Origin of the sequence: Pedobacter sp. Bi126, assembly GCF_918698245.1 — a bacterium.
In the GTDB taxonomy this organism is placed as follows: domain Bacteria; phylum Bacteroidota; class Bacteroidia; order Sphingobacteriales; family Sphingobacteriaceae; genus Pedobacter.
In genome coordinates this window covers 321,366-348,034 of the sequence record NZ_CAKKMS010000001.1, presented here as the reverse complement: position 1 = coordinate 348,034, position 26,669 = coordinate 321,366, and the positions used below count along the sequence as shown (strand labels likewise).

Annotated in this window: 22 protein-coding genes and 4 tRNA genes; 13 read left to right on the top strand and 13 right to left on the bottom strand. The window is 39.7% G+C overall.

Annotated elements, in window-relative coordinates; all coding sequences use genetic code 11:
* Positions 1-97: 97 nt before the first annotated feature.
* A complete protein-coding gene (locus tag LQ201_RS01210; RefSeq protein WP_230144068.1) occupies positions 98-1,192 on the bottom strand; it encodes an AI-2E family transporter in 1,095 nt (364 codons plus the stop codon).
* 184 nt (positions 1,193-1,376) lie between these two features.
* On the opposite strand from LQ201_RS01210, the gene LQ201_RS01205 reads away from it, so the two are divergent.
* The 5 genes from LQ201_RS01205 (at position 1,377) to LQ201_RS01185 (ending at position 4,908) form a co-directional block, all read left to right on the top strand.
* Positions 1,377-2,195 carry an alpha/beta hydrolase family protein gene (locus LQ201_RS01205; RefSeq protein ID WP_230144069.1) on the top strand — a complete coding sequence of 273 codons (819 nt, stop codon included), beginning with the start codon at positions 1,377-1,379 and terminating at the stop codon, positions 2,193-2,195.
* A gap of 267 nt (positions 2,196-2,462) precedes the next feature.
* Positions 2,463-2,717 (top strand): hypothetical protein, encoded by a 255-nt coding sequence (locus LQ201_RS01200; RefSeq protein WP_230144070.1) that lies wholly within the window; start codon positions 2,463-2,465, stop codon positions 2,715-2,717.
* A 169-nt stretch (positions 2,718-2,886) separates the two neighbouring features.
* Complete coding sequence (locus tag LQ201_RS01195) at positions 2,887-3,774, top strand: alpha/beta fold hydrolase (RefSeq protein WP_230146585.1); 888 nt, start codon at positions 2,887-2,889, stop codon at positions 3,772-3,774.
* Positions 3,775-4,332: 558 nt separating this feature from the next.
* Entirely contained in the window at positions 4,333-4,581 is a 249-nt protein-coding gene (locus LQ201_RS01190) for a hypothetical protein (protein ID WP_230144073.1), read from the top strand.
* A gap of 69 nt (positions 4,582-4,650) precedes the next feature.
* Positions 4,651-4,908 carry a SemiSWEET family sugar transporter gene (locus tag LQ201_RS01185; RefSeq protein ID WP_230144074.1) on the top strand — a complete coding sequence of 86 codons (258 nt, stop codon included), beginning with the start codon at positions 4,651-4,653 and terminating at the stop codon, positions 4,906-4,908.
* 59 nt (positions 4,909-4,967) lie between these two features.
* On the opposite strand, the gene LQ201_RS01180 is transcribed toward LQ201_RS01185, so the two are convergent.
* The 5 genes from LQ201_RS01180 to LQ201_RS01160 form a co-directional block, all read right to left on the bottom strand.
* Positions 4,968-5,444, bottom strand: a complete 477-nt coding sequence (locus tag LQ201_RS01180; protein ID WP_230144075.1) for a DUF1569 domain-containing protein — start codon at positions 5,442-5,444, stop codon at positions 4,968-4,970.
* Between the two features lie 352 nt (positions 5,445-5,796).
* Positions 5,797-6,213 carry a hypothetical protein gene (locus tag LQ201_RS01175; RefSeq protein ID WP_230144076.1) on the bottom strand — a complete coding sequence of 139 codons (417 nt, stop codon included), beginning with the start codon at positions 6,211-6,213 and terminating at the stop codon, positions 5,797-5,799.
* A 10-nt stretch (positions 6,214-6,223) separates the two neighbouring features.
* A complete protein-coding gene (locus LQ201_RS01170) occupies positions 6,224-6,940 on the bottom strand; it encodes a TNT domain-containing protein (protein WP_230144077.1) in 717 nt (238 codons plus the stop codon).
* A gap of 565 nt (positions 6,941-7,505) precedes the next feature.
* Positions 7,506-7,589 (bottom strand) — tRNA-Leu (locus LQ201_RS01165).
* Positions 7,590-7,659: 70 nt separating this feature from the next.
* A tRNA-Gly gene (locus LQ201_RS01160) sits at positions 7,660-7,732 on the bottom strand.
* A 291-nt stretch (positions 7,733-8,023) separates the two neighbouring features.
* Here LQ201_RS01160 and LQ201_RS01155 point away from each other — a divergent pair.
* Positions 8,024-8,743 (top strand): M15 family metallopeptidase, encoded by a 720-nt coding sequence (locus LQ201_RS01155; protein WP_230144078.1) that lies wholly within the window; start codon positions 8,024-8,026, stop codon positions 8,741-8,743.
* 286 nt (positions 8,744-9,029) lie between these two features.
* On the opposite strand, the gene LQ201_RS01150 is transcribed toward LQ201_RS01155, so the two are convergent.
* Positions 9,030-10,154, bottom strand: a complete 1,125-nt coding sequence (locus tag LQ201_RS01150; RefSeq protein ID WP_230144079.1) for a polysaccharide lyase family 1 protein — start codon at positions 10,152-10,154, stop codon at positions 9,030-9,032.
* Between the two features lie 540 nt (positions 10,155-10,694).
* Between LQ201_RS01150 and LQ201_RS01145 the strand changes: the two genes are divergently transcribed.
* The 4 genes from LQ201_RS01145 (at position 10,695) to LQ201_RS01130 (ending at position 19,348) form a co-directional block, all read left to right on the top strand.
* Entirely contained in the window at positions 10,695-13,658 is a 2,964-nt protein-coding gene (locus LQ201_RS01145) for a TonB-dependent receptor (RefSeq protein WP_230144080.1), read from the top strand.
* A 19-nt stretch (positions 13,659-13,677) separates the two neighbouring features.
* The gene (locus LQ201_RS01140) at positions 13,678-15,315 is read left to right on the top strand and encodes a RagB/SusD family nutrient uptake outer membrane protein (RefSeq protein WP_230144081.1); all 1,638 of its coding nucleotides are present in this window, start codon (positions 13,678-13,680) and stop codon (positions 15,313-15,315) included.
* Between the two features lie 295 nt (positions 15,316-15,610).
* Complete coding sequence (locus LQ201_RS01135; RefSeq protein ID WP_230144082.1) at positions 15,611-16,723, top strand: TlpA disulfide reductase family protein; 1,113 nt, start codon at positions 15,611-15,613, stop codon at positions 16,721-16,723.
* Positions 16,724-16,909: 186 nt separating this feature from the next.
* Complete coding sequence (locus LQ201_RS01130; RefSeq protein ID WP_230144083.1) at positions 16,910-19,348, top strand: sugar-binding domain-containing protein; 2,439 nt, start codon at positions 16,910-16,912, stop codon at positions 19,346-19,348.
* Positions 19,349-19,749: 401 nt separating this feature from the next.
* Here LQ201_RS01130 and LQ201_RS01125 read toward each other — a convergent pair.
* The 3 genes from LQ201_RS01125 to LQ201_RS01115 form a co-directional block, all read right to left on the bottom strand.
* Positions 19,750-19,833, bottom strand: a tRNA-Leu gene (locus LQ201_RS01125).
* Between the two features lie 69 nt (positions 19,834-19,902).
* Positions 19,903-19,978: transfer RNA gene (locus LQ201_RS01120), tRNA-Gly, on the bottom strand.
* Positions 19,979-20,072: 94 nt separating this feature from the next.
* Positions 20,073-20,561 carry a regulatory protein RecX gene (locus tag LQ201_RS01115; protein ID WP_230144084.1) on the bottom strand — a complete coding sequence of 163 codons (489 nt, stop codon included), beginning with the start codon at positions 20,559-20,561 and terminating at the stop codon, positions 20,073-20,075.
* A gap of 61 nt (positions 20,562-20,622) precedes the next feature.
* On the opposite strand from LQ201_RS01115, the gene LQ201_RS01110 reads away from it, so the two are divergent.
* The 3 genes from LQ201_RS01110 (at position 20,623) to arsC (ending at position 24,230) form a co-directional block, all read left to right on the top strand.
* Positions 20,623-23,082, top strand: a complete 2,460-nt coding sequence (locus LQ201_RS01110) for a bifunctional UDP-N-acetylmuramoyl-tripeptide:D-alanyl-D-alanine ligase/alanine racemase (RefSeq protein ID WP_230144085.1) — start codon at positions 20,623-20,625, stop codon at positions 23,080-23,082.
* Between the two features lie 202 nt (positions 23,083-23,284).
* Positions 23,285-23,875, top strand: a complete 591-nt coding sequence (locus LQ201_RS01105; RefSeq protein ID WP_057935154.1) for a DUF502 domain-containing protein — start codon at positions 23,285-23,287, stop codon at positions 23,873-23,875.
* A 10-nt stretch (positions 23,876-23,885) separates the two neighbouring features.
* Positions 23,886-24,230 carry an arsenate reductase (glutaredoxin) gene (gene arsC / locus LQ201_RS01100; protein ID WP_230144086.1) on the top strand — a complete coding sequence of 115 codons (345 nt, stop codon included), beginning with the start codon at positions 23,886-23,888 and terminating at the stop codon, positions 24,228-24,230.
* A 504-nt stretch (positions 24,231-24,734) separates the two neighbouring features.
* On the opposite strand, the gene LQ201_RS01095 is transcribed toward arsC, so the two are convergent.
* From LQ201_RS01095 to LQ201_RS01085, 3 genes are all read right to left on the bottom strand, one after another.
* On the bottom strand, positions 24,735-25,229 hold the full coding sequence (locus tag LQ201_RS01095; protein ID WP_230144087.1) for a hypothetical protein: 495 nt from the start codon (positions 25,227-25,229) through the stop codon (positions 24,735-24,737).
* Positions 25,230-25,252: 23 nt separating this feature from the next.
* Entirely contained in the window at positions 25,253-25,753 is a 501-nt protein-coding gene (locus LQ201_RS01090) for a hypothetical protein (RefSeq protein WP_230144088.1), read from the bottom strand.
* Positions 25,754-25,957: 204 nt separating this feature from the next.
* Positions 25,958-26,665 carry a TIGR00730 family Rossman fold protein gene (locus LQ201_RS01085; protein WP_029278019.1) on the bottom strand — a complete coding sequence of 236 codons (708 nt, stop codon included), beginning with the start codon at positions 26,663-26,665 and terminating at the stop codon, positions 25,958-25,960.
* Positions 26,666-26,669 lie beyond the last annotated feature (4 nt).

Genomic DNA, 26,669 nt, shown 5'->3' with positions numbered 1-26,669 from the left:
TTTCCGTTTTATCCCGATGAACTATCGGGCTGCTCACTTCAATCGGGTCTAGGTGGCATGGCCTGTATTCAGATGATCGGCTGGGCGTTGAAAAAAGCTAATTGTCTGTAGCTAATTTTTTCTTTCTTCTAAACCTTTTCACCTGCCCCATGTGTTCAGTCGGGATATTATCGCCAAGCAATTTCCCCCAGGGTTTAAGTCCATCAATCCGATCAAAGATGATTTTCAGTACTGCAATAAATGGAATGGAAAGGAACATTCCGGGGATGCCCCAAAGTGCAGCACCCATTAATACAATTACGATAGAAATAAGTGCGTTGATCTGCACCTTGCTCGAAACGATGCGCGGTACAAGGATGTTGTTATCGATAAACTGAATGAGTGCATAGGCACCTATAATTAATAATTGAGTCGTAAAACCATCCATGGTTAAAGTCGCCATTAACACCGGTAAGGCTATGGCAATAATACCGCCGATATAGGGTAGCAGATTCAGTATTGCCCCTATAACACCAATTAAAATGGCATTTTGTACACCGAGGATCAGCAGGGCAGCGGAGTTCATTACCGCAACAATTGAAGTTTCGATCAATAAACCGATAATATAACTTTGTATTGCTGCTTTCGTTTCGCCTAAAATCTCGGCAACTTTTTGTTTGTTCTCCTCCGAAAACACTTCATAAATAAAATTAAGGATCAATGTTTTGTACAGCAAGATCAGAAAAGTATAAACGGGGATCAAAAAAACAACACTGAGCACGCCCATTAAGCCACTTAAGGTTTGGCCAATTAAAGCTTTACTTCCGTTTGCAGCATCGTTAACCATTTGCATCTGTTTTTGCGAGGAAATACCAAAGGTAGTTTGTAACCAGGTTCTGATTTCTTCTAACAGTTGCGATAATTTGTGTTTAATGCTTTCCAGATCGTCGAAAAAGTGGGCAACCTGTGAGGATAGAAAATAGAGTATGGCAATTACGACAACAATCCCGATAATCATAGCGAGCATAATGCTTACTATTTTAGGCATTTTTCTTTCAAAACGATTGGTAAGCGGGTTGAGTAATATCGCAATCAGGGCTGCGAAAGCAAGTGGCACAAGAATATCTCTCAACACACTCATTATAAATACTGTAATTACTAATCCTAAAAGAATTACAGGAGCTTTGATGTAAAAAGGGTAGGTTTTAAGCATTTTTAGATGGGTTCACCGTTCAACAACCAAAAGGTATTAAAATTGTTTTAAAGTTTTTTAGCTGTTTAAGGAATGGATGAACAGGGCATGGTTATTTTTTTGTGTCAATTCACAGAAATAGCAAACAATATCCGGTTATTTTATAAATTTAGCATCATATTATAATAATAATTAAAAACTCCCCATGAAAAATAGCTTTTTAATCGCCATCTGTTTGTTTTTGTTTAGCCATGTTTTAAGTGCTGCGGAAGTAGATACTGCGTTAACCTTTAGCAAATCGATGAACAAAAATATTAAAGCAGTGGTAATTAAGCCTGATAGCTATAAAACTGGAAAAACTTTTCCGGTGGTTTACCTGCTCCATGGTGCTGGTGGTAACTATGCCGAATGGGCCAAAAAAGTGCCGGGAATTAAAAATCTGGCCGATCAGTACCAGTTTATTATTGTGTGCCCTGATGGTAATGTAACCAGTTGGTATTTCGATAGTCCGGTAGATCCTGCATGGAAATATGAAACCTACGTGGCTAAAGAGCTGGTAAGTTATATTGATGAACATTATAAAACCATAGCCGAAAAAAAGGGTAGGGCCATTACCGGTTTGAGCATGGGGGGCCATGGCGCACTATACCTGGCCATTAAACATCAGGATGTTTATGGTGCCGTGGGCAGTATGAGTGGGGGTGTAGATATTAAACCTTTTCCAAATGGGTGGAATATCTCGAAAAGATTGGGAACACAGGATGAATTTCCAGAACATTGGAAAGAGAACAGTGTGATTGATATGATTTATCGCATTAAGCCAGGATCACTTGCTATTGCCATTGAATGTGGTACTGAAGATTTTTTCTATAAAATGAATGTACGTTTGCATGATGAACTCCTGTATAACAATATTCCTCATGATTTTACCACCAGACCCGGTGTACACAACTGGGATTATTGGGCCAATGCGATTAAATTTCAAAGCGTTTTCTTAAGCAATTATTTTAACTTAAAACCTTAATATAGTTTAGGCAGCAAGCCGTGTACAACTTCAGTTTGAGTGTGCCTGTAATCCAACCGAGAAAAATAATAAGCAGACTAATAGTCATGCCAGTCCCAACGAAATTAAAATGATGTAGCGATAGTAATGTAGCCCGCATTAAAATTAATACATCATTTTAAGTAAAAAATTAACTTTTAGATTACATACAAACTAAAGACTTACCATATTTTTGACCGTTCTCGAAATCTTATTTATAAAACAGGAAACGAAGATTTAAAACCAAAAATGAAATACTTAGTCAAAGAAATCAGTGACGGAAACTGCGATATTACCTTGTTGCCAGAAAACCTGAATGATAGAAATCTTTTAGTCGAAACAACGAAAAACCTTCAGCACGATTATCAAGAAGCTATCCAATCGCATTATGAACATGCATTGAAAAATGAAGTTCATGGCAATGCGGCATTTGTTTCCTTAAACAGCGAGGAAAGCAATTATCCGAAAAGAGTAAACGTAAATTACCAGATTATCTTAAGTTAAGCAGATATTCTTCTGGCAAAGGCTTTCTTTATGGCAAAGAAAGCCTTTTTTGTTTTGGGATTATTTTGCATAAAGCCCGTAAAAATAGCTCAGAACAATTGCCATATAAAAATTGTTTTTAAGCAATCAGCGGATTGAATCTGTAAGGTTTTATGCCAACTTAAAAACGATGTCGAGGCAAATTTACAATAGAACCATCAAAGTGGATGGAATTGATCTATTCTACCGCGAGGCAGGAGACAAGAAGAATCCATCTTTACTGCTTTTGCATGGATTCCCAACCTCATCAATAGCTTTCAAGAATCTGATGATTGCCATGTCTGATCGGTATCACCTTGTTGCACCAGATTATCCCGGTTTTGGTTTCAGTGAATTTCCTGTGCCGGATAATTTCGAATATACATTTGGCAACATATCAGCTTTGATAAACAAATTCACAATAGCCATAAATCTACATAAGTTCTTTATTTATCTCCATGATTATGGTGCACCAATCGGACTTCAACTATGTATAAACCATCCAGAAAAAATCTCTGGTATAATTGTTCAGAGCGGCAATGCATATCGTGAGGGTATGGGGCCTGAATGGGACGAGTATATCGACTATTGGTACAATCCAACACCTGTAAAAAAGAAAAAACTTATTAAATTCTTGAGTAAGGAAGGTATAATAAATCAATACTTCGGTGGGCTTCCAGAAGATGTATTATCTAAAGTCAGCCCGGAATTGTGGATGCTCGACTGGGCATTTCTGAAAAGGCCAGGGAACATCGAAAGGCAGTTTGAATTAAACTGTGATTTCAAAACCCACTTTGAAATGTTCCCTATTTACCAGGAGTATTTTCGCAATCACCAACCACCAGCGCTCGTTATATGGGGAAAGTATGAAATATTTTTTTCAGTAAAGGAAGTTTCATGTTACAAGCGAGACTTGCCGGATGCGCAAATCCATATTTTAGATGGCGGACACGATGTGCTTGATACTCATTTTGATGAGGTATTGATGTTAATAAGGAATTTTATTAATGATCTACTTAAGTCAAATACAATAAAATAAAAATGATGTTGATTCATTGTGCTTTCCTCAGCATGGGTTGTAAAATAGGTGAGCTATCGGATTGAATTTCGCCGATAATTACCTGTCGGCGGTGCAAAATACCTGTTTTGAAAAAATATTGAACTTTTAGGGATATCCGCTTGTCGTAATAATAGAAATCTATAAAAAAGGTATCTAAGTAGCATAACTCTAATCACTTTATTTATAATTATGGAATTGCAAAATGAATCACACAACGAGGGAAAAGTAGCCCGCATAATAGAGGAACAAACATCAAAACTACCATCCGATACCTTTTTATGGGCCTCACTTGCCTCCATGGGTATATCATTGACATTGAAATGTCTCGGACATCGTCACAATGCTTTATTTGTAGGGCAATGGGCTGCACCATTCCTGCTACTGGGTATTTACAATAAAATAGTAAAAACCCAGGGACATGATCAGCAGGACCCTCAGCCATAATACTTGAAAGTAAACGGCAGGCGATGCCTAAACGTCTCTTGCCGTTCGCGTGTTAGTAGTACGGTATGGAATTAGCATTCTTTCATTAAAACTATGAAATTAAAAGATCCGATACTGAATGTCCTCGGGAAGCAGTATGAGCCTTCTTCAATGATTGAGGTAAGATTTGGTCGATATGATCTGGCCTTTAGAACCGATGATGGAGGTAGGCCAATCCTGTTGTTTATTGGAAGGAAAACCGAAAATGGCAGAATTGCCGGAGAAAGATATGCCCGGCGCCTAAAAATTGAGGATGGTAAAAAGATTAAGGACCACTGGGAACATAAAGGAAAGGCTTCGTAATGGCAAATTATTGTTGATTTTTATATTAAGCGTATCGGCGCATTTTTGATTTTAAATTTAATATGATACATGGATCTAATTGATATCATTGGTATTGTAGCGGGTATTTTTACCTCATCTTCGATCGTTCCACAAATTATAAAAACACTTAAAAAGAAAAAGGCGGGGGAGGTATCGGTATTTATGTTTATTGTAATGATGACCGGTAATGCGCTTTGGGTGTACTATGGTTTCGACAAGTCAGACATTGCAATTATCTCAACGAACTTTTTGGCGCTTGGATTGAATATTACAATGGTGGTGCTCAAATACCGCTTCAGAAGCTAGTAATTGCTAATGGGAGGCAATTATGTAGCTTTGGGCATATACAAGAAGCTGGGTAAATCTTAAATGGCAGATGCTGTTATTAATCCGAATTGCTGCAAATGGTGATAAAAATGTTTGCTATGCCATATCAGCCATTCTTTATAGGTCATTGGTCCAAATGCGCCATGTATTTCGGTTTTCCCTGGTTCAGCGAAATACCGGTCAAAATCACGAAGTTCCGTCATTAATTGTTTAGTGGCACTAAGCAGATCTGGATACAGTAACTTTTGCTGAGGTGTTCCGAATACTACATTCCTTGGTATTTCTACAGCGGTGTAGATATTGATTTGCCGGGCATTATTTGCTTCTTCTTCTGAAACTTCACAGAAAGGTTTCTTTTTACCATTGGTATATTCAACCTGGCTTATCAAGTGTTCAACCATTTGCTGTGCGGTCATTTTTCCCCAAACCGCAGAAGTGTTTGCCTGAAGTTTTAGCAGCAGGCTTTCTAAATATTTACGGTTCTTTGGTGCTATGAGTTCGGTTAGCGGGTTCATTTTACATGGGGTGCAGGTTTTACAGGTAAGCTGCTGTGCAAATATATGCTATAACTTAGGCGCAGCGTGGGGCGAAACAAGACAATTATAAGGCGATATTTGCCAATTATACATTATCAATAATATATTGAAACAAATTTTTGATCTCCTTTTCCCGGATTCCTCATTTGAGCGATGAGGATAAATAAATTTAAACAAAAAACCTTTCATTTCTGAAAGGTTTTCTTCCGATTTTTTTGTGTACCCGCAAGTATAAGCTATATTTTTCAACAAATAGTTTTCCAAAATTTTTAAAATAAACCTGCTAATCACTTTGTCGGAAAACAAATCGCAATTTTTGGGATATCCAAGCTTAAATTTCGTTATATTCCCATACGCCGGAAATGGTAAGCAGAGTCAGTCCAGGTTGTTTTTCACCATAGCTGAAAACACAAATATATTTTGAATGACAAGAAGGACAATCTGTCCCAAAGTACAATGTTGGTAAATCATTTACGGTCAATTCTCCAAAGTGAAGTAAATTTATGGAGGTTTCGGAGACAATTTTATTTTTTAACAATTCATTTTTTGCTAAAACTTCTTCGTTATTGTACAATTGAAAAATCGGAAAGCCTGATTCATAAGGTGTTATTTTAACGGTATTTTCATGTCCACAGTTACAGCATTTGAATTTTACTTCTGCTGAGTTACCGATCTCTGCATTACTGAACGTATTTTTGGCTACAGAAACCTGTTTTTCAATTAATATTTTTTTTGAAATGGAATACATCTAAATGATTTTATTGTGCAATAACTACGCCCACAGCTCCCGGGTATTTTCCACTCGGGTTTTTCTTGATTGTTACTCTAATATACCCTTCTTGGGCCAATTTATTCCAGGTTTTTTGGTAGCCAGTCGCTGGATCGATCGGGATTTTCCACATGGTCTGCTTACCATAGCCCATCTGATTAAACCAAGGAATAATATCTGCTGTTTGGCCTTTGAAATTTAACGAATTATTTAAAACTTCGATTTCATAATAAAAATCATAAGTATTTTCCGGTTGATTCAAGGCTCTTTGCCCGAAGGAATACACGGATCCATTGATGATTGGACTTGTAAAGCTTCCTCCCAAGGTCGGAGCCCCTGTTCCGCTGTAGGTTCCAATCGCACCACTGTATCTATCGTATTTTTGTCCCATCGTGATTGGCGTATCATCTACTGTATTGAAACCCCCGTTTGCAGGTGGCCATTTTCCGTTTAAATTGTTGTTTAAAAATAGTGTTTCCAGTTCGCCCCACTTTTGTTTCTTGTATAAATCGTAAACCTGATCCCTCAGCGTCTGGCTTACAGTGTTTGAAGGATCATAGGTCGCAGCCAGTTGGTTTGCGTTTTTGTAGAATTCAGTAGGTGCCGTAATTGGTGGTTCATCTAAAAGACCATCCTTATCTGAGCGACAAGCCACAGAGAATAATGCAATGTTTAAAAGTAGTAAGTACTTTAATAAATTTTTCATAGCTGTTAATTTAGTTTAGTAAAGTGATGATTTTAAAATAGGTCGATATATGACAGTGAAATTAGACATTAAACTGCATGGCTAATCTAATATTTTTTAATGATAAAAAATACAATTCTATAAAATATTAACTACAAATATAAAGGTAAGACCCATATTGAACGTAAAGAGATCAATGAGGAAATAGCCACCTAATAGAAAACTTGCAAAAGCACGAGACTTGCTTTTTGATGATAAATTGGAATCAGACGATTACAAGAAATCAAGAAAGAATGTGAAGGTAAGGTTAAGCGTCTCGAAATAAAGCTAACCGAGGCGAGGCTGCAAAACTCGAACCTTTCGAGCATAGATAAAATGCTCTCGCAGGCAATGGGGATGCTTTCACAACTTAGTTCATTTTACGAAGCTTTTGATGTATTGAAAAGAGAGTTATTTGGTTTGATATTTTCCGATTTTCTCAGAACGTAGAATATAAACTGTAAACAAAAGAATTCAACTTAAAAGAAAAATGACTAGAAACAAAAAAACCTTTCATTTCTGAAAGGTTTTCGTTCGATTTTTTGAGTACTCGGGGCGGGAATCGAACCCGCACGCCTTTGAAAGCACAGGATTTTAAGTCCTGCGTGTCTACCAGTTCCACCACCCGAGCATTAGCCTGTTCCGAAATCCTTCGGTAGGTTAACTTTAAAATAAATGCCTTCTGGTAGGAAGGCATTTAGAGCGAAAGACGAGATTCGAACTCGCGACCCCGACCTTGGCAAGGTCGTGCTCTACCAACTGAGCTACTTTCGCAAATTAATACATAGTGTTGTATTCCTTTGGGGTTGCAAATATAGGAATTAAAGTTTTTAAAGCAAAAAAATAAAATAAATTTTTCGGATGAAATTCTTAATGCTTAAAAATCAGCGGGATAAATTCTGAAATTAGGGTTTATAAGTTTTTTTTTAGAATTAATGTAGGCCTTAGGGATGTAGAACTTTTCAAGTTTATGTTTGTTACCTAATAGATTATCTATTCTGATAGCGTTTGTAATCGTTGCTTATGCCAAAATAAAAAGGTTTATAAACTTTAATTGATAACCATATGGATAAATTAAGCCAAACCAGGATTCAATTATTACACCCTGATTTAAGGGCTTTAGCAACAGAGACTTTTTCTAAAGCCGAATTAAAGTTAACGGGTAGGGCACAAGCCAGAATAACTGCTACTTTGCGCACGTTTGAGGAGCAGGATGCTTTATATAAATTGGGCCGGACGGTGGTGAACCCTGATGGCAAATCGAAAAGTAAGCCGATGGGAAATATTGTGACTAATGCGAAGGCAGGTCAATCGATACATAATTATGGTTTAGCGATGGATTTTGCCCTGATTATAGATGGCGAAGAAACTTCATGGAATACGGCTAAAGATTTCGACGAAGATGATGTTGCCGATTGGACAGAAGTGGTTGCCGTTTTTAAGGCCAACGGTTGGGAGTGGGGAGGCGATTGGAAGAGTTTTAAAGATCCACCACATTTTCAATTCGATTTTGGTTATACCTGGCAACAATTGCAGGCCAAATGGAATATTGGCGATCAAAAAAATGGCTATGTCAATTTAAAAAGAGCTGCCCTAAACGTAGCCAACCTCTACAGGGCAAAGACAGCTTTAAACCTTAGAACAGGACCATCTATTACTTCGAGAAAGAAAAAAGTTATTTTAAAAGGCGATTATCTTAGCGAAATTTCGAGAGAAGGTGAATGGAGTAATGTGGTTTTTGAAGGCATTAAAGGATATGTTAATAATAAATATCTGGTTAAGTGATCAAACGCAGAACATTAAATAAATTAAACCGCTAATCTGTATGCTGGAAATTATTTCCAAATCAACTTTTACCATGCTTTTATTCTAAAATTCTTAATTAATGTAATAATCGTCAAATGGTCTTGCCAGTGATTCTGCCTTGGTTATCATTAGAGGAGATGAATAAAACCAAGGTTGGAAGCATGAAAGATCCAGCCTTGGTTTTGTTTTGGATATTAATCAACTTAAATTAACCGGTTGTATATGCTACTGTCAAGTCCCTGCTTTTACTTAAATGATGTCTGGACTATAGAGATGTACAGGTATTACCCGAAAGTGTAGCACCTGCCCCATTGGAAGCTGTAACATTTGCTTTTACTGTTGAAGCATTGAGCACAGTAAGGCTGTAAGGCGGTATGAAAGCCGTTACACCATTACCAACTTTATTTCCGGTAATAGAAGTGAAAATACTGTTTTTCTCCTGTACTGCCGTGGCGCTATTGTTCATCAGATCGATCGGGATCTTAACATTTTCAAATACATTTGACTCGATCAACAGATTTGATTCGAAACCGGCCTGAATGCAATTTTTACTTGCCGTGCTGTTAAAGTAGTTGTTCACCAGATGCACCTTGCCAAACCTTACCCTTGGCATTCTGGCAACACAGCCCTGGGCCCACCAGCAGCGTACAAAAGTAATCCGGAAGTGCCCCCTGTCCGAAGTAACATCATCCCCTGAGCCAATCAGGTTAGAAAAACGATGGTCGTCTGATCCTCCTGGGCCACCGGCTCTTGGTGCTTTCAGATAGGTGAATTTACAGTAGGAAACTGTAATGAAATCGGAAGCTGCCTTGATGTCAAAGTTTCCGTCAACGCCGTCCCTGAATTCACAGTGGTCTACCCAAACATTGGTGGAAGCATCTAAGGTAACATTATCCCATCCATCAACATCGTAAGCGCCAGGACCTTCAAAAATCAGGTTCCGGATAATGATGTTTTTGCATCTTTTTACATACATTATCCCTGAGCCGGCCTTGGTCTGATCAGCTGAAACGATCTTTGCACCAGTAGACCCAAAGAGCGTTTTTCCCGTCTGGTCCTGAAAGGAAATCCTTCCGCCAGAAGGTACTGTTATTGTGCCATTGACCTGGATTACCTTGATGGCTGTATTTTCTATTGCCGACTTTAACGAGGCATAATTTGTAACCACCGTGGCGCTGACTTCTCCACCGCCGTTAGTGCCGCCGTTTTGCGATGCCCAGGCCTTGGCATAACATATAGCTTCGGTTGTTGCAGGGTTCGGAATGGTTTGGTCGGTTGAGAGTGATGTGTTACTCGTTTCGTCACTCAGTTGAGCCGACTTTTCGCAGCTGAACATCAGCATAGGGATGCTAATAGCCATTAAATAATGGCATAGATTTTTGTTTCTCATTTTTGGTTTTTTTGGTTAGAATTTTTTACAACAGGACAGAAGTTTTTTAAGTACATATTGGTTAATATTCGGTTGTTGTATTAGTTAAGTTACATGATGTATCTGTTTAAGCAGTGTTTTTGTGTCTAAATATTTGTGCAATCGTTCCCGTTATCGATTGCGTAATGCCGTATCTATTGATTTTTAGCATTAATACATCAAAAAAAGATTGATTTCCATTGAACGGCAGCATAAAAAATTATACTCTCGGCCATTATTTATATAGCATATCTTGTATAATATTATTGCAGTTTTTTAAATTTCTCAGGTATCGTTTTTAGCCTAAATTCCTTTCTGATTTCTGCTTTATTAAGCTCCGCAAACGATTGCACAAATAAATAATCCAATTTACTACAAGCTCTGGTTAAAACTCCGTAAGATTGTTGGATGTGCTGTTCAGTGCTGGATTTCAGGTCTTTGTGCTGTTTGCATCTAACTAATAATTAACATGTACATCGAATTTAGGATTTGATGTGCCTATTGAAAACCTAACCAAATATTATGATCAAATTGTATCTATCGTTGGCTATGTGCTGTCTGCTTTTTTTTACAGCTGCAGCGCAGAACCATACCGTTACCGGCCAGGTATCGGATGCCAAAACCGGTGAAACCCTTATTGGGGTGAGTATACTCCTTAAGGGCACTACCCAGGGCACAAGTTCAGACGGCAATGGGAAATTTAGCATAAGTGTACCAGACAATGCTGCTGTGCTCGTTTTTAATTATGTGGGTTATGCGAACCGCGAAGTAACTGTGGGCACACAGCGTCAAATTAGTATCAAGATGTCGGCAGACGAAACCAACCTGAACGACGTTGTTGTTATTGGATATGGAACGGTAAAAAAACGTGACCTAACAGGCTCAGTTGTATCTGTTAAAGGGGATGATATTGCTAAAGTGCCTTCGGCAAATCCCCTTGAGTCTATTCAGGGAAAAGTACCGGGTGTTGATATTACCAGAAGCAGTGGCTCAGCTTCATCGGGCGTTAATATTAATATCAGGGGTACCCGTTCCATTTCAGCAGGAAACGGTCCGCTTATTATTGTTGATGGTGTGCAGTACGGAAGTTTGCAGGATCTAAATGCGAACGATATTGCTTCAATGGAAATACTCAAAGATGCTTCCTCTACTGCAATATACGGATCGAGAGGCGCCAATGGTGTAATCCTGGTAACCACTAAAAAAGGAATTTCCGGACAGGCTGTTGTATCACTTAATTCCTATTACGGGATCTCGCAGGTTGCACGGTATCCGGGTGTAATGGATGGCCAGCAATTTGTTGAGCAGCGCCGCCAGGCCTATCGTACCACAGGAAACTGGGCCAGCCCTGCCGATGATATCAAGATCTTCAATTCGGCCGAGTATGCAGCCGTTCAGAATAACCAGTTTACCAATTATCAGGATCTGTTGCTCCACGATGGTAGCCAACAGGATTACCAGCTCGGTGTTAGGGCCGGAACCGAAAAAACCAAAGCCTACTTTTCGCTCGATTATTTAAATGAAAAAGGAATCCTCAAAAATGACAGATCGGCACGTTACTCGGCGCGGTTAAACCTCGATCAGAACATCGGAAAGTATTTCACAACGGGAATGCAGGCACAGTTTACCCATTACGAGATAGATAACCGAAGGGATCCCTTAAACCAGGCCAACAAAATATCGCCTTTGGGTGATGCTTTCGACGCGCAAGGCAATTTTATTGTCTATCCGCTTGCAGGAACTTCTGTGAATCCCCTTGCAGATGAGCAGCCGGATGTATATTCTGGAAAATCGATCATCAACCGTACACTCTTGTCTGCTTACATGGAGCTAAAACCAATAAAAGGGCTTGTCATCAGGTCGAATGTGGGTGCAAACCTGAATACCGACAGAACAGGTACATTTGCCGACCGGTATTCGATTGACAGGAATGGTTCGGTTCCAAAGGCCACATATTCGGCCTCGAACAGCCATCTAATCAATATTGAAAACTTTGTAACCTATAACAAGGAAATAAAAGACCACTCGTTTACCCTCACAGGGATTAATAGTATGCTTTTTAACCGGTCTGACAATATCGCTGCATCGGGAGAGAACCAATTGCTCAAATCGCAGCTTTTTTATGCCTTGGGCAACACCCAGAACCAGGCGGTTACTACCGCCTATAACATGAGCAACCTGATCTCTTATGCCGGCAGGATTAATTATGCCTATAAAGGGAAATATCTATTAACCGCCACCGGACGTACTGACGGCTCTTCTAAACTTGCAGAGGCCAATCAATGGGCATTCTTCCCTTCGGCTGCTGTTGCCTGGAGAATCAGTGATGAGCAGTTCCTGAAGGATAATAAGGTAATCAGCGACCTGAAGGTAAAATACAGCTACGGTATTGCGGGAAGCGATAATATTGGCGCATATTCTACCCAGAGCAGCCTTTCAAGGATAGCTTTCGGCTACGACGAAACAGCTGTACCGGCCTATACCTATTCTCCAAGGATCGGAAATGTTGATCTCACCTGGGAAAAGACTAAAACAAGCGATTTCGGTCTGGAGATTGGATTGTTCAAAAACAGGATTACAGCAACTTTCGACTATTATGATTCTAAAACTTACGACCTACTTCTTAATAGAAGTTTGCCTCCAACTGATGGGGTGACTTCAGTAACCCAGAATATTGCCAAAACAAGGAACAAGGGAATTGAAATTTTTATTTCTTCGAAAAACATGGAGAGCAGGGATTTCAAATGGTCTACAAACCTCACCTTTAGCAGAAATGTTGAAAAGATAACGGAACTTGCCGGCGGCGCACAATCGGATGTGCTCAACTCCTGGTTTGTAGGCTCACCTGTACAGGCCTTTTACGATTATCAGAAAATCGGGATTTGGCAAATCGGAGAGGAAACAGAAGCTGCAAAATATGGACAGAAGCCGGGCGATATACATGTGGCCGATCTGAATAGCGACGGGAAAATAGATGCAACCAATGATAGGAAGATTATTGGTACCAACAGGCCAAAATGGAGCGGAGGGCTTGAAAACACCCTTAGTTATAAATCATGGGACCTTAACGTTTATATTTTTGCCAGAATTGGACAGACCATTTATCCGGACTTTTTAAGAAGGTATGATCCGCAGGGCGTTGGCAATAGTACAACTGTTATCAACTACTGGACTCCAGAAAACCCGAGCAACGATTATCCGCGTCCCAATAAAAATATTTCCCTGGCCTCAACGCTTTATTCCTCATCCCTAGGTTATGTAGATGGGTCTTATGTAAGGCTGCGTAACATCACCCTGGGTTATACCGTTCCAAAAGAAGTTATCCAGAAGAGTTTTGTTAAAAGCCTGCGTTTATATGCTACGGCAAGAAACCCATTCACCTACACCCGCTCAGCATTTTTAAAGGAGTATGACCCTGAAAGAGGGGGATCGGAAAATGCACCGATGACCAAACTATACACCTTCGGACTGAATGCAACTTTTTAGAAAATTAAAGGAAAACATAATGAAACAATATATATTTAAAGGACTGCTGTTGTTAAGTGTAATCACATTGACTGCATCCTGCCAGAAATCGTTAAAAGAATACAACCCGTCGGGAATGACTGCCGAAAGCGTTTTCACCACCCCTGAAGGATTTGAAACATTGGTAAACGCGGCCTATTCCTACCAACGCTGGTGGTATGGGAAAGAAGAAGGGTTTGGTCTTTCAGAAATGGGAACAGACATTTGGATGAGCGGTGCCGGAGATGTGGCAACTGACCTTACCCAGTACATTAACCTTCAGGGAACAAATGGCGCCATTACCACAGAATGGCAACAGCTTTATGCTGCTGTGAACCTTTGCAATACAGGGATCAACAGGATTTTCGGCGCTGGCCTGTCTGCTACGGCACGTCCAATAAGAGAGGCTGAACTCAGGTTTTTAAGGGCATTTTATTACTGGCATATTGTAGAGACTTGGGGCGGAGTACATTTTTCGCTTGCAGAAACCCAGGGCGTAATTACCACAGCAAATAAGACACCTGTTGAAACCTTTAACAAACAGATTATTGAAGACCTACTTTTTGCAGTCGAACGGCTTCCGGTTACAACCACAGATTATGGAAGGGTTACAAAACCTGCGGCCCAGGCATTTTTGGCAAGGATGTACCTCACCCAGAAAAAATACACTGAAGCAAAGGCCATGGCACTTGCTGTAATTAATGGTGGCTATGGTTTTACCTTGCTGCCTAATTATGCCGATTTATGGAAAATGTCGAACCTTAAGAATAAAGAAGTGGTATACGCGGTAAACTATGCCGTAAATCTTTCCCTGAACGACCTTTCCGATCCGATATTAAACCCGCTAGGGCACAGTAGGGGAAGCAATAATGGCCATATGCTTTTTGCTATGAAATACGACGACCAAGCGGGTATGTTCAGGGATATTGCCAACGGGCGGCCGTTTAACAGGTATATGCCAACCAGGTTCCTGCTGGATCTTTATTCTGATAACGATGCGCGCTATGAAGGTTCATTTAAGACCGTATGGTTTGCAAATAGTACCTCGAGGCCAGCGGGTATGGCCATAGGAGATACCGCTGTATTTGCAACAAAAAAGGTGTATGCACCGATCGGCAAGCTTTATAAGGTATACGACCGGAATGCGGTGTATAATGCAAACGGAACAGTAAAAGACCAATTACATTATGTATCACTCAATAAGTTTGATGATCCCACCAGAACGAGTACAAATGAGGCACAGAGTGCACGTGACAGTTATGTGATCCGCTTTGCTGAGCTTTATCTCATTGCCGCCGAAGCAGAATTCAATCTGGGAAATCCCGATCAGGCTGCAACCTATTTAAATGTTGTGCGTACAAGGGCAGCTAAGGCAGGTAAAGTTGCCGAAATGCAGCTTACCGGTAGCCAGGTAACCTTAGACCTGATCCTTGATGAACGGGCAAGAGAATTTGCAGGCGAACAGCTACGCTGGTTCGACCTAAAACGGACAGGTAAACTCATTGAAAGGGTTAAGGCAAATAATCCGAATGCTGCAGGGGGAATACAGGACTTCCATCTTGTACGCCCCATCCCAAGAACACAGGTAGATGCGGTAACCAATAAGGACGAATTTAAACAGAACCCTGGTTATCAGTAAGTTTTTTCCAGAACAGCCGTTCTGGAAACTTTTACCTGTTTTGGAACTATATTGAGAAAATGCCGCTTTCAAGCGGCATTTTTTTGTTGTTTTCTTCTTTATCGTTCATTCATTGGAAAGATTGAAAGGGTGTTGTTGGCCAAACCAGTTCATTTGATTCCTTTTAACCGGCGAACAAATTAAAAAATGCACATCGCTTAAGGGTGCCGGGTAATCTGGGAATAGACAGGTTGTTGAAGAAATTCATCTGTTTGCAAATTGTATTTTGCCAAGAAAAATCTTACTTTGGGGATATATGAAAAACGCTTTTCTGCTCTTGCTTCTCGGGATATTCATTAATACTAAATCCCTTGCGCAACAATATGCGATCAATGCTCAAATTACTGGTTTTGAGGATGGTACGAAATTTTATTTAAACGATGTCACCTTCGATACTAATATTGATAGCGCAATAATCAAAAACAATTTTTTAAGTTTTAAAGGAAAACTCAAGGCAGAACCCCAATCTTTATGGGTTACCACAAATGCCGGGCAAAAGTTTTATTACTTCACATTGTTGATGGGAAATGAAAAGATCAATGTAAGAGGGGATATCAAGGATTTTCCTTTTGATCTGAAAATAACGGGTTCTAAGACTCAGGACATGCACAACAAAATGATCTACCTGACCAAAGAAGGTTATAAGAAGCGGAGCAAATTGGTAGAAGAATACCAGGCCTTGACTGGGGATAGCGCGAAATCAAAAGGTAAGGCAATATGGAAGGTTATTGCTAGGCTGGACAGTTTGGATATGCTCATTAGAAAGGATTTTGTGAAACAGAACCTGAATAGTTATGAAGCACTCGATGCCTTGTTCTACCTTAAAAGAGATTTTCCAAAAGACACCATCAGTAAATTTTATAACGCACTGAATTCAACGTTCAAAAACACCTCTTATGCAAAGCGCATTAAAACTTTTTTAACCGTGGGTGATGCGCTTGAAGTAGGGGATGTTTATGCTGATTTCAACGGTTTTGATAGGGATGGAAAGCGCCATACTTTATCGGAAATAAAAGGCAAATATGTACTGCTGGATTTTTCTGTCACATACTGCGGCCCTTGTATAGAATCGGTTCCCGAATTAAAAAAAATCTCACAGGCATACCGTCAGGAGCTGGACATAATTTCATTTTCAGTGGACGCTGGTAAAGAAACCTGGTTAAAGGGTGTAAATAGAGACCAACCGCAATGGCTAAGTCTTTGGGATGGGAAAGGATTTTATGGGGAAACGATCATCAAGTATGGTATTACGGGTTATCCAACATTTGTACTTATTGATCCCAAAGGAAAAATTGTATCCAAATGGTCGGGATATTTTCATGGTGACGTACTGAAGGAAGTTCAGAATCAACTCGCCAAAAAACAATAAGACAGATCAAATCTGTTTATCGCAAATAAGTTTTGCTGTTGCAAAAAAGATGTGCTGATGATGACCTAGATCGAACGGGTCACATTTTTCTTTTCCTACATCACTGATGTAGTCATACTGTGGGTGAATAATAATCGTTATTTTAACGTTTGTTTTTTATATTTAATAACACCAAATATATAGGCCATGTCTTTTTTCAAATCTTTGATCCTTTTAATATTACTCATAGCAGTTGGCCCTTTGGCTTTAATTGCGCAAGAGGAGTTACAGCGTAAACAGCTCTTTGATCATGATTGGAAATTTAACCTGGGAGATGTTAAGGGAGGAAGCAGTTTTGAATTTGATGATCAGCATTGGAGAGCCCTCGATCTGCCGCACGATTGGAGCATTGAAGGGAAGATCAGTCCGAAAAATCCGACTGGTGGAGACGGAGGTTTTTTTCCATCGGGAACAGGCTGGTATAGAAAGAAATTTATGGTGCCGTCTGATTGGAAGGGAAGGCTTATTTCCATAAACTTTGAAGGAGTTTACATGAATTCGGAAGTTTTTATCAATGGAAAATCATTAGGCACTTATCCTTACGGGTATTCGGCATTTACTTATGATCTTAGTCCATACCTTAATTTTGGAAAACAAAATGTGATTGCGGTTAGGGTAGATAATTCAAAACAGAAAAACAGCCGCTGGTATAGCGGCTCCGGCATCTACCGTCATGTGTGGCTGGTGGTAACGGGACAGGTTCATATACCCAATTGGGGGATAGCAATTTCTACGCCTGAAGTTGCTGAAAAAAAAGCCACTGTAAAGATTAAAACAAGAGTTAAGAACGAAACCGCGCTAGCTAAAATGGTTACGGTTCAGACCAATCTCCTTGACCCAGGGCTGAAAAAGTCAGGTACAATACAAACCCAGGTCAGGTTAGAAGCGCATAGTGAAAAGGAGGTAATACAAGATATACAGGTAGAAAAGCCACTTTTATGGTCGCCAAAAAAACCTAACCTATACCGGGCTCAAATTAATATTATCTCCAATAAAAAGGTGATTGATGGCAACCGGACAGATTTTGGAATCCGTTCATTAAGATTTACGACAGAGAATGGTTTTCAGCTAAATGGACAGACACTAAAACTCAATGGCGGCTGTGTGCATCATGATAACGGCTGTTTAGGCGCCGCTGCCTTTGATCGGGCCGAGCAAAGGCGGGTTGAACTGTTGAAAGCAGCAGGATTTAATGCCATAAGAACTGCTCATAATCCCCCTTCTGAAGCCTTTTTGGACGCATGCGACCGCTTAGGGATGCTGGTTATCGATGAAGCATTTGATGGTTGGAAGACCGCCAAGAATAAATATGACTATGCCATGTATTTTGATGAGTGGTGGAAAAAAGACATAGATGCAATGGTACTAAGAGACAGGAATCATCCCTCGATAATCATGTGGAGTATAGGGAATGAGATCATAGAAAGGAAGGAACCACAGGCGGTACAAACCGCAAAAATGTTGGTAAACGCTGTTCATGAAATTGATTCTACCCGTCCTGTAACCTCAGCAATGACTACCTGGGATAAGGACTGGGAAATATTTGATCCATTAATGGTGCAGCATGATGTTGCTGGCTATAATTATCAGTTGCACAGGGCTATAGCAGATCATAAAAGAGTACCTTCCAGGATCATTGTTCAAACAGAATCTTATCCCAGAGATGCTTTTGCCAATTGGAAACTTGTAAATAACAATAGTTATATCATCGGAGACTTTGTTTGGACTGCGCTCGACTACCTTGGCGAATCGGGCATAGGCCGTTATTATTATTCGGGTGAGACACCTGGTGAGCATTGGGAGAATACTTTTTTTCCATGGCATGGCGCTTACTGCGGCGATATTGACCTGACCGGATGGCGGAAACCCATTTCCCATTACCGGAGCATGCTGTATAACGATAACGAAAAACTCTATTTGGCCGTCCGTGAGCCGGCCCCGGAACCGTTAGAAATCAAAGAAACATTGTGGTCGGTATGGCCAACCTGGGAAAGCTGGACATGGCCGGGATATGAGGGTAAACAGCTTCAGGTAGAGGTTTATTCCAAATATCCCAGGATTCGTTTATACCTTAATAAAAAACTGATAGGAGAAAAGGAAACCGGCATAGCCCAAGAGTTTAAGGCTGTTTTTGCCGTTCCCTATGCTGCTGGAGAATTGCTTGCTGTTGGTGTTCAGGATAGTAAAGAAGTGGAAAAAGCCATACTCAGAACCTCAGCAAATACAGCCAGGATAAAGCTCAAGGCAGATCGCAGTGAAATCAGCGCAAATGGACAAGACCTGGTATTTGTAACTGTTGAACTGACCGATAAAAACGGTGTGTTGCAGCCAAATTCTGAAAACAGGGTAAATTTTGATATTGAGGGTCCAGGGAAGATTATTGGAGTAGACAATGCGAACCTGAAAGATGAAGACCTCTATGTTTCCAACTCACGCAAGGCATGGAAAGGGCGGGCGCTGGTGGTCGTCAAAAGTACCAAAAACACCGGAACGATAAAGTTGAAGGCAAGCGCTCCAGGCCTGGCCGAGGCTGTGGTTGTAGTGCGTTCATCTCCAGAAGCAATTCAGCACACACTTCGTTATTAGCCATAACGTATTGAAATTAAAAAAGAAAGGGTTGCTTCAAAAAGAGCAACCTTCTTCAAAAATGTTTAAGGTTCCCATTTGTACCCGGAGCGGGAATCGAACCCTTACGCCTTTGAAAGCATCCCGACTTTAGGTCGGGACGTGTCCACCAGTTCCACCATCGACAATTAGCTTAAAAGAAAAATGACTATAAACAAAAACCTTTCATTTCTGAAAGGTTTTTGTTCGATTTTTTTTGTGTGTACTCGGGGTGGGAATCGAACCCGTACGCCTTTGAAAGCATCCCGACTTTAGGTCGGGACGTGTCCACCAGTTCCACCATCGACAATTAACTTAAAAGAAAAATGACTATAAACAACAAAACCTTCCATTTCTGAAAGGTTTTCGTTCGATTTTTTGAGTACTCGGGGCGGGAATCGAACCCGCACGCCTTTGAAAGCACAGGATTTTAAGTCCTGCGTGTCTACCAGTTCCACCACCCGAGCATTATCCGCTACCGATCTCCATCGGCTTGGTTAACTTTAAAATAAATGCCTTCTGGTAGGAAGGCATTTTGGAGCGAAAGACGAGATTCGAACTCGCGACCCCGACCTTGGCAAGGTCGTGCTCTACCAACTGAGCTACTTTCGCATGAACAAAACTGATGTTGTTGTTTCGTTTTGGTGATGCAAATATAGGCAGATTTATATTTCTGTCAAGAGATTTCTTGTTAAAAATTTAATATTTAATTTAAATTGCTGGCTTTCAGTACAAGTAAAATTAAATCAGTTTCAAAACCTTTTGCCAGAAGGTAGCTCATTAGCTTATTTTTTCTTTTAAACGGATCATTTTCGTTCAAACTCTCCACTTTTTTGATGGCCAATTTTTCTATCGTTTGTAAATAATCATCGTCATCGATGCTATAAATTGCCTTTTGCAGAATTTTATCCGGTACACCTTTCAATTTTAAACCCTGTTTAATTTTAACGCGGCCCCAGTGTTTAATGTTGAATTTACCCGATGCATAACTTTTTGCAAACCTTTCTTCATTTAAAAAATTATTTAAAATCAACTCGCTTATAATTTCTTCCAGCTCATCGCCACGCATGCCCCATTCTACCAGTTTATACCGTACTTCCTTTTGCGAGCGCTCCTGGTAAGCACAAAAATGCTCGGCTTTTACCAACGCTTGTTTTTTATCTAATAATACTGCTTCTTGTTTACCGCTTTTCATAATTATTTACTGAAATTCGTAAAAATAATAGCGATTACCGTATTTTTCTGAATATAATAGCATGCAAAATCCAATATACACCATTGCCGAAATAGCCGAAATTTTAAATGCCGATGCCAAATTAGTTGATGAACAGGTAATTATTCAATACCTGGTGATCGATAGCCGTTCGGTTTTGGTTCCGGAAAATTCTGTATTTTTTGCCCTGTCTTCACACCGCGATGGACATGAATTTATTAGAGATGCTTATGCAAAGGAAATCAGGAATTTTGTAATTACCGAAGCGAAATACATTAACGAGTACCCCGACTGCAATTTTTTATTGGTAGATGATGCTTTGGCGTCGCTTCAAAAGCTTGCTATCGAGCATCGGAATCAGTTTGATTTAAAAACCATCGGTATTACGGGGAGTAATGGGAAAACAATTGTTAAAGAATGGTTGTATCAGCTTCTGGCCGCCGATTTTAATATCGTTAAAAGTCCGAAAAGTTATAATTCGCAGATTGGGGTGCCGCTTTCAGTATGGCAGATTGAGGCCGATCATACCTTAGGCATTTTTGAAGCTGGTATTTCTGCAGTTAACGAGATGCAATACTTGGCAGAAATTATCCGTCCCGAAATCGGAATCCTAACCAATATAGGTGAAGCACATGCCGAAGGATTTGGTTCTAAAAAGGAAAAACTAACGGAGAAACTGAAACTTTTTGCAGCATCAGAACTGTTTATTTATTCGCCCGAATACGTAAGTGAAATAAGCGTGAAAGCGCTACCTGGTAAAAAACAGTTTAGCTGGAGCAGTAAACAAACAGCAGATCTTCAGGTTATTGCAGTTGAACCCATCGAAGGCAATTGCTACCTGAGGGCCATTTATCAAAATAGGGAAATTGAATGCATTTTGCCTTTTAAAGATAAAGCCTCGATAGAAAATGGAATGATCTGCTGGGCAACCTTACTGGCTTTAGGCTACACGCCAGAGCAGGCCGATTTACGTTTGGAAAAATTGAGCCATGTGAGCATGCGTTTAGAGCTGAAAAATGGGATTAACCAATGTTCCATTATCGACGATTCTTACAGTGCCGATATTTCTTCGTTGGCCATTGCCCTGGATTTTTTAAATCAACAGAATCAGCATGCAAAGAAAACCGTTATTCTTTCCGAATTATTTGAAACCGGCAGAGATGATTTAGATTTATATACGGAGATAGCCGAATTGCTTTTACAGAAGAAAGTAAACCGCCTGATTGGTATTGGGACTCATATTTCCAAGTATGCTGATCTTTTTAACTTTGAAACACAGTTTTTTGACAATACCAATGCTTTTATCGATGCTTTCCCCGGTTTACAGTTTAACCACGAAACCATATTGGTAAAAGGGGCCAGACGGTTTGAATTTGGCAGGATCAGTAAACTGCTCACACAAAAAATACATGATACGGTTTTAGAGATTGATCTGAATGCCATGGTTGGTAACCTGCAATTTTACCGTTCTAAAATCAAACCAGGTGTTAAAATAATGGCCATGGTTAAGGCCTTTTCGTATGGAAGCGGAAGTTTTGAGATTGCCAATTTATTGCAGTTCCATAAGGTAGATTATCTGGCGGTAGCTTATGCTGATGAAGGTATTGCCTTGCGGAAAGCTGGAATCACTTTGCCGATTATGGTGATGAGTCCTGAAGAGTCTGCTTTCGAGGCCATCATTAAACACAAGCTTGAGCCCGAAATTTACAGTGTAGAAATTCTGAACAGTTTTTTAAATGCACTGTCTGATTATGATTTTGATTACCCCATTCACATTAAAATAGATAGTGGCATGCACCGTTTGGGCTTTGATCAGCCAGAAATCGATACATTGTCTAATCTGCTTAAAGATTCGGCGCGGGTAAAGGTTCGAAGTATTTTTTCTCATTTAGTGGCAAGCGATGCAGCAGAGCATGATGGATTTACGCAACAGCAGATCGCAAGGTTTAAAATTATCGCCAACCAGTTGGTAGAAGTTTTAGGCTACAAGCCATTGCTTCATATATCCAATACTTCGGGCATTTCGCGTTGGCCCGAAGGGCAAATGGATATGGTTCGTTTAGGTATAGGTTTGTATGGTTTTGATTCGGCTTTGGCCAATAACCGGGGTTTGCAAACCGTAATGGTGCTTAAAACTACGGTTACCCAGGTGAAGACTCTAGCCCCAGGTGAAACTGTAGGTTATAGTAGAAGAGGAGTAATGCCAAATGGTGGAAAAATAGCGACTGTAAAAATTGGTTATGCTGACGGCTACACGAGGTATTTTGGCAATGGAGTGGGTAAAATGCTTATTAATGGCCACTTAGTGGCAACAATTGGTTCAATCTGTATGGATATGACCATGTTGGATATCACAGGTATCGATGTGAAGCCAGGCGATGAGGCTATTGTTTTTAATAAGGAGCACACCATTATGCAGCTGGCCAAAGATATCGGCACCATTCCATATGAAATTCTGACAAATATCTCGCAAAGGGTTAAAAGGGTTTATTTTTATGAATAGTTTTTAGTTAATTGGTTCAGTTGTTCATTAGTCATTAGTGTAGCATATTGCCTATTAGTTCACTAGTTCATTGGTATAGCGGATGTGTATTATAGGCACCCCGGACGAATGAACCAATGGCTAATGAACCATTGAGCTGTCCATGCAAATGAACTATTGAGCGTGCCACACGAATGACCTAAAAAAATGTTATTTTTGCACCATGAATAAAGTCGGGAAAGCTATTTTAAACTATTTGATTAAAGGTTTATTAATTGTTGTGCCCATTGCCGTAAGTATTTTTATTGTGGTTTGGGCGGTTACAACTGTAGATAGCTGGTTGAATGTAAACAATATTTTAGGCGTAAATCCAAGTACTGGCGAAAGCCGGAATATCCCTGGTTTAGGTTTGCTGACCGTTTTAGCCCTTATTTTACTAGCTGGTATCTTTGTAACCAATTTGGTAACAGAGCCCATGTACAATTGGTTCCAGCGGATTATGCAGCGGTTACCCTTACTTAATTTTATCTATTCTTCTATAAAAGATTTAACAGAAGCTTTTGTAGGTGATGAGAAGAAATTTAACCACCCGGTGCTGGTAGAAGTGGAGGGAGGCCTAAAAAAGATTGGATTTTTAACGCAGAACGATCTGCATAAACTCAATCTGCCCGAAGAAGTAGCCGTATATTTTCCACTTTCTTATTCTTTTGCAGGTCAGCTTTGTATTGTAAGAAGAGATAAAGTGACTGATTTGCATATGACAGCAGCTGATGCCATGAAACTGGTGGTTAGCGGTGGCGTGAGCGGGCTTTAAACATTTCTAAATGATTACAATTTATCACAATAACAGATGTACTAAAAGCCGTTGTGCTTTAGACGAACTCGAAAAAAGCGGAAAGGATTTCGAGGTGGTTTATTATTTGGAAACCCCGCCCAATAAAAGTGAACTCGAAGAAATTATTCGAAAACTGGGTATTAAACCATTGGAATTGATCCGTAAAGGTGAAAAGGTTTTTACTGAAAATTATAAAGGAAAAATCTTGACTGATGAAGAATGGATTGATGCCATGGTTGCACATCCTATTTTAATTGAAAGACCGATTATCATCTCAGGAGATAAAGCTGTTATTGCCAGACCAACTGAAAAGATAAAAGAGATTTTAGGATAAATTAAAGCCTGGCTCTAGATACGTCATCCTGAGGGATAAGTTGCTTCATAAAAATCCATATGAATAACAGAACATTTTTTATGAACTGTAGGCTGCGTGGAGTCGTCATTGCGAGAAGGCTTTTTCAGCCGACGAAGCAATCTTACAACGATCGCTACTAGCGAGCGCATTAAGATTGCTTCGTTCCTCGCAATGACGGATTTTCTGACTCTAGTCGTCGCCCCGCTACGAGATGAAATGGTTATATAAAGACGAGATTAATATTTCTAGCGTTTTAGCAAGGCGCTAAGACCAGATTGTTTTGTGGATATATCTGATAACCGCCTGTACACAATAGCCCTGATGGAAATGGAAATCCCTTTTGGGTATTGGCAGTTGTTTATATGTAATATTTCCCAAAAGGATTGGAATGTACAGCAGGACCGGAACCTTCCCACTGATTACAGGTGTTAGCGCTTCAAAAGAAATGCTTTACTATGAAAAGTTTGAAATGGCAGTATTAGCCTAAAAAATATTCTTGAAACTAAAAAGAAAGAATACTACAATGATAAAGCCAACAAGAAGTCTCGAATAGTATTCCCTGATAAAAAGCCCGCATAAAATCAATTTATCGTCGTCTACGTTGCTATGTAACATGCCATTTCCGCTTGAAGCATTGAACAAGATCTGTTTATCCTGATGGTCGTTTAACGACCACCTACTTAACCAGCTGTTTTGAAAGCTCCAGTCAAAAGTATCGCCAGAGGCAAATATAATTTTTGCTTTAAAACGAAGCCAGTCATAAGTAATTATAGCTAAAACCTCATTCTGATTGTTCAGTAATTTAGTTTCAGGTTTAGAAAATCCTTCACTTTTTAACAGGTAAATACCTGCCTGGGTAGTGGCTATTGCCGAATTTTTCCACGAATTAAAATTCAGCGAAAATTTTAACAGTCCGTTGTTAAATACCTGATAATTGCTATCAAATAAACCTTTTCTCCAATTTAATACCTGTTCCATCTCACAAATGATTTAATTCACTACTAATGGCGCATTGTTGATATCACTATAATTGGCATGAAGCAGGCAATAAGTGTAACTACCCGTTTGTTGTAAATATGCTTAATAAACAAACCTGCAATAATCAATAATTCATTGTCTGTATCTGATGATATTGCACCGCTATAGCTGCTTGCGTTATAGGTGATGTGCTCGTTGTTATAATTGCTTACCGTAAACTGCGATTTCCATATTCCGGTTGATGTCCATTCGTACCGTTCGCCGGATTTTAAGCTGATTACGGCTTTTGATTTCCAGCTGTCGTAAGTAATCACCGCAACAAGTTCATGTGTTTTTCGGTCGATTACATTAGTTCTCGATTGCCAAAATCCCACATTCGAGAAGAAGTAATTTTTGTCATCAAACACGCCCTCTGCATCACTTCTCCAGGTTCCAAAAGCGATCATTCCTTTCTGAATACCATCTACAAAGAGTTGAAAATCCCCGCTCAACCAATTACTTTTCCAATTGATAAATTTCGCCATTTCAATTACATTTTATTTTAGATAGCAGTTTTCTCCAGTTGTTACAATAAATGAAGACATAAAAAAAGTGCTTATTGTTTGTAAGCACTTTTTTTAGTTAGCAGTTTCCAATTTCCAATTTTCAGTTAACCGATTTAAACAATTAACCAGTTAACCATCTTGAACTGACCAATGAACCAATGGCCAATGAACCATTGAACCTTCCTAGAAATTCGGTTTAAGTACGTATTTATCGTAGAAACGGAAAATGTGCTCTGCAGCTTCTTCTGCGGTATCTACCAACCTGAAAAGGTTTAAATCTTCCTCATGGATATTATGTTCCTTCTGCAACATCGTTCCTTTAATCCAATCAATTAATCCACCCCAATAATCAACCCCCACCAATACGATTGGGAAACGTGCAATTTTTCCGGTCTGGATTAAGGTTAAAGCTTCAAAAAGTTCATCCATGGTGCCAAAACCACCAGGTAAAACCACAAAACCCTGGCTATATTTCATGAACATTACTTTGCGTACAAAGAAATAATCAAACTCCAGTAATTTATTATGATCGATATATTTATTGTGGAACTGCTCAAATGGCAACTCGATGTTTAAACCTACCGACTTACCCCCGTTGGTGTGGGCGCCTTTATTGCCGGCCTCCATAATACCAGGGCCACCGCCAGTGATTACACCATAACCACGATCGGTTAATAATTTACCGCACTGCTCTGCCAATTGATAATATCTATGTGTTTGAGCGGTACGTGCCGAACCATAAATGGTAACACATGGGCCAATTTTAGCTAGTTTTTCAAAACCGTCTACAAATTCGGCCATGATTTTAAAAATTTGCCAAGAGTCTGTTACTTTAATTTCTTGCCAGTCTTTGTTTTCAAAAGCGCTTCTAATTTTTTCTTCACTCGTCATATAC